This window comes from Caulobacter sp. HMWF025, from assembly GCF_003060965.1.
Taxonomy (GTDB): Bacteria; Pseudomonadota; Alphaproteobacteria; order Caulobacterales; family Caulobacteraceae; genus Caulobacter.
On the sequence record NZ_QAII01000094.1, the window covers coordinates 1 to 4,076 of the forward strand.

General features: G+C 67.1%; 4 protein-coding genes. 2 read left to right on the forward strand and 2 right to left on the reverse strand.

Annotated elements, in window-relative coordinates:
- The first annotated feature begins 120 nt into the window (after positions 1 to 120).
- Positions 121 to 462: a DUF2794 domain-containing protein gene (locus DBR10_RS10525; RefSeq protein ID WP_108504238.1), complete on the forward strand. Its 342-nt coding sequence runs from the start codon at positions 121 to 123 to the stop codon at positions 460 to 462.
- Between the two features lie 24 nt (positions 463 to 486).
- Here DBR10_RS10525 and DBR10_RS10530 read toward each other — a convergent pair whose 3' ends face one another.
- Positions 487 to 2,742: a S8 family peptidase gene (locus DBR10_RS10530; protein WP_108556326.1), complete on the reverse strand. Its 2,256-nt coding sequence runs from the start codon at positions 2,740 to 2,742 to the stop codon at positions 487 to 489.
- Positions 2,743 to 2,922: 180 nt separating this feature from the next.
- Complete coding sequence (locus DBR10_RS10535) at positions 2,923 to 3,675, reverse strand: Bax inhibitor-1/YccA family protein (protein WP_108504236.1); 753 nt, start codon at positions 3,673 to 3,675, stop codon at positions 2,923 to 2,925.
- A gap of 150 nt (positions 3,676 to 3,825) precedes the next feature.
- On the opposite strand from DBR10_RS10535, the gene DBR10_RS10540 reads away from it, so the two are divergent.
- Positions 3,826 to 4,076 (forward strand): aldo/keto reductase (locus DBR10_RS10540; RefSeq protein WP_199225329.1); only part of this gene is annotated, 251 nt, incomplete at its 3' end.

The following is a 4,076-nucleotide window of genomic DNA, read 5'->3' on the forward strand; positions in this document are numbered from 1 at the left end:
GGCGAAGGTCGAAATTAAGGTCCTTTCAGGGCCGCCTGTGACCGCAGTGTCGCAATTGCCGAAAGCGTGGCCGTGATGTGACGCTCGCAAACCCGCCGAACTGGGGTTAGGATTCGTCCGATGGCGTTGGATCCGCAGTTTCCCGTTCCCCCGGCCCCGGGCGGGGTGACCTTCTTCGAGCGGCGCGAGCTGGATCAGCTGATGCGCCTGTATGGCCGCATGGTCGCTGCCGGCGAATGGCGCGACTACGGCATTGCCGGCCTATCCGACTACGCCGTCTTTTCAATCTTCCGCCACGCGGCCGAGGCCCCGCTGTACCGCGTCGAGAAGCGGCCGGCCCTGGCCCGCAAGCAGGGGGCCTGGGCCGTGATCGGCCAGGGTGGCATGATCCTCAAGCGCGGCCACGACCTGGCCCAGGTGCTGAAGGTGTTCGAGAAGGGCAAGTTCTCGGTGGTCGACTAAGGCTACGGGGCCTGAAGACGGCCTTTAGAACGACCGGCTCATGCGGGCCACCAGCTGGGCTTCGGGCGCGCGCGTCAGGTCGACACCGCCGGCCAGGCCCGCCGACCAGCGTCGACCTTCATGTACGCTGTAGCCACCCTCCAGACGCAGGACCCGCCCGGTGAGCTTGGCCAGCGGGATCTCGCGCCGGACGGTCTCGACCGAGAGGCCGTCGGCCGAGGCCCCGAGATAGGACAGCGACAGGCGGCCGGAGAGGGCGTGGGGTTTGGCCGCCAGGCTGACCGACAGGGCATCCCGTCGCGGACCGTGACGGAACAGCAGACCATTCTTCCGGGCCCCGATCTCGGCCGAGGCCAGGGTCGCGTCCGTGAAGGCCAGGGGGCCGTCCTGTACCGGGGTCTTCAGCCGGGTCAGTTCAGCCGAGCCGTAAAGGTCCCAGGTCCCGTAGCTGCGGCTGCCGGCCACGCCCAGATTGTAGAGGCCGCTGTTGCGGTCAAACAGGGCCAGGGTCGAGCTGAGGTCATAGAGCCCGTGCTTCTGCCGGAAGGCCGAGGCGGTGACTCCGACCACGGTCCGGGCGTCGGGCTGGGCCCAGTAGCCGACGCCGATCATGGACTGCCGCCGTGTCGTCCGGTCCGTCTGCAGAAGGGACACGGTGTCAACGGCCCGCCGCGGGGTCAGGCCCGGTGCGCGATCATCCCAGGCCGGCGACAGGTGGCCGCCGGCGCTGGCGGCGCTGTACAACATCAGGCGGCCGCGATCCGAGACCGGCAGGGTCAGGCCGGCCAGGCCCGAGCTGCCGAGCAGGTCGGATGACGCAAAGAAGCTGAGCGGGCGCAGGGCGGGATCATTGGCCAGGTCGGCCCGGACATTGGCCGCTCCGGTCAGGCGCAACTGCACGGAGCCCGTACCGGCCGGAAGGCTGAGCCCGGCCCGCAGGGACAGGTCCGGCAGGCCGCTTTCGGTCAGGGCCAGGGCATCGCCGCCGAACCGGGCCCAGGCGCGGGCGGCCGGGGCTTCAGCGAAGAAGTCCGAAGTCCAGGCCGCACGGGACCCGAGATCGCTCAGCCGGCCGGCCGGCAGCAGGCCGCTGATCCGCGCGGTGCGCCGAACCCTGAAATCGCTGACTTCATCGAGCCGGTAATCGCGTCCGAAGGCGTCGAAGGCCGTCACCCCGCCGATGGCCGCTGCCGTCTGGCCGAAGGTCGAACCGCCCGAGAGCGTGGCATTGCTGACCACGACCGTGGTGCCCGCGGGGCTGGTGACGGTGGTGGTGCCGTAGTTCTGGAAGGCCTTGGTCACATTGAGCAGGCCCTGCCCGTAGACCGCATCGACGCCCGGCGCGCCGAGATCCGTCGCGGTCTTGAACAGCAGGCTGGCGACCGAGGCCGGCTGGGCCTTCAGGGCCGGCCAGCGGGCTTCCAGCAGGGCGACCGTGCCGGCGACGATCGGGGTCGCCATGCTGGTCCCCGACATCATCGCATAGCTGCCGTTCGGCTGGGTGGCATAGATCGCCTCGCCGGGCGCGACGATGAAATGGTACTTCCACTGATTGGTGGCCGAGCAGCCGGTGATCCCGGTGGCCAGCAGGCAGCCGTCTCCGGCCCGGTTCGAGAAGCTGCTGATCGTCCCCTTTTCACTGACGCTGCCGACCAGGATCAGGCGGCTCAGGGCGGTGCGGGACTCGGCGTCGGTGATGGCGAGGCGCTCGCTTGCCAGGGCCAGGGCATCATTGCCGGCGGCCTTGACGAACAGCATGCCGCTGAGGCTGCTGCCGGCCATGGCCTTGACCTCGGCGGCCGTGAAACACAGGGCCCGGCCCGTACAGCCGAAGCTCATGCTGGCCACCGACGCCTTGCGGGCCGCCGCATTGGTCCAGGCGTCCATCAGGCGGGTACCGGTGGCGACATAGGCCTTGTCGTCAAAGACGGCGTAGTCGACGACACTCGCCCCGGTCGCCACGCCGTAGCGCGATCCGGCCACGGTCCCGGCCGTGTGGCTGCCGTGACTGCTGTAGGTCGTGTAAGTGCCGCCGGTGAATGAGAGAACGCTGCACCGGCCCGCCAGATCGGCGTGGCGGCAGTCGGCAAAGCCGTCGAGGACGGCCACCGTGACGCCGGCCCCGCCCTTGGCCTGCGAGACCAGGCTGGGCGTGAGCTTGATCAGCGCCCATTCGCCGGCATTGGGATTGGTCGTCGGAAAGACATCCGCGGCCAGGACCGGAGTTGAGACAGCTGTGCCAAAACAGAACAGGGCACTCAGTACGGAGTATCGCAGCATAGCCCTGAGTGCTCCCGAGCATTGGCAGTCCCGGACATATCTACAGAACTACGGTTACTCACCCGTTTGGCCCGGCGCGGAATTCTCGAGAGGGCTCCCCGTATCGGGGAGGGCCCCATACCGAAAAAGCCCCGACGGTTTCCCGTCGGGGCTTCTGGACTGCAAACCTGACGTCAGGTCTTAGCGGCGCGCGCCGAAGATGCTGAGCAGGAACTGGAACAGGTTGATGAAGTTCAGATAGAGGTTCAGCGCCCCGTAGTTGGTGGCCACGGCCATCGACTGCTGGTCACCGCCCATCTGGTAGTAGCTCATCTTCAGGTTCTGGGTGTCGTAGGCGATCAGGCCCGCGAAGATGAACACGCCCAGGATGCTGATGATGAAGCTCAGGCCCGGCAGCTGCAGGAAGACCTGGGCCAGCGAGGCGAGGATCAGGCCGATCAGGCCCATGATCAGGAAGCTGCCGAAGCCGGTCAGGTCCTTCTTGGTGGTGTAGCCGAACAGGCTGAGACCGCCGAAGGCGATGGCGGTGATCAGGAAGGTCGAGGACACCGAGGCCCCGGTATAGACCAGCAGCCAGACGCCCGAGCCGGCGCCGATGGTGGCGACCAGCGCCCAGTAGAAGATCCCCGACGACTGGGCCGTGGGGTTCTTCATGCCGAACATGGCGATCAGCATCATGGCCAGGGGGGCAAACTTGATGATCATGCCCAACAGGGTGAAGCCGGCGAAGCGACCGTCTGCGGTGGTCAGGTACAGCAGGTTCGTCACGGGCGCATAGGCGCTGGTCAGGAAGGCGAGGGCCGCCGACAGCAGAAGGCCCAGGGCCACCTTGTTGTAGACGCCGAGCATGAAGCTGCGCAGGCCGGCGTCAACCGACATGTCGGCGCGATCCATCGGGATCGAGCGCGCATAGCCGCGGTTGAGGTCGTTCATTGAGGGTAAGCCCCTTGATTGTTGGCGCGTCCGATCTGGACGCCCCTCGAATATCGGTGTGCGCGCAGACTTGCGCAAGGGTGGCGGTTGAGCCCTTTTCAGGACACCCTAGATAGGCAGGACAACAAGACTCATAACAGGGTGGGACGCATGACGTATTCGGAACTGGGACGGACGGGGATCAAGGTCTCGCGCTGCTGCCTGGGCACCATGACCTGGGGGTCGCAGAACAGCGAGGCCGAGGCCCACGCCCAGATGGACTACGCGCTCGAGCGCGGGGTCAATTTCTGGGACACCGCCGAGATGTATTCCAGCCCGCCCACCCCCGAGACCCAGGGCAATACCGAACGTCATATCGGCTCGTGGCTGCAGAAGACCGGCAAGCGCGACCAGATCGTGCT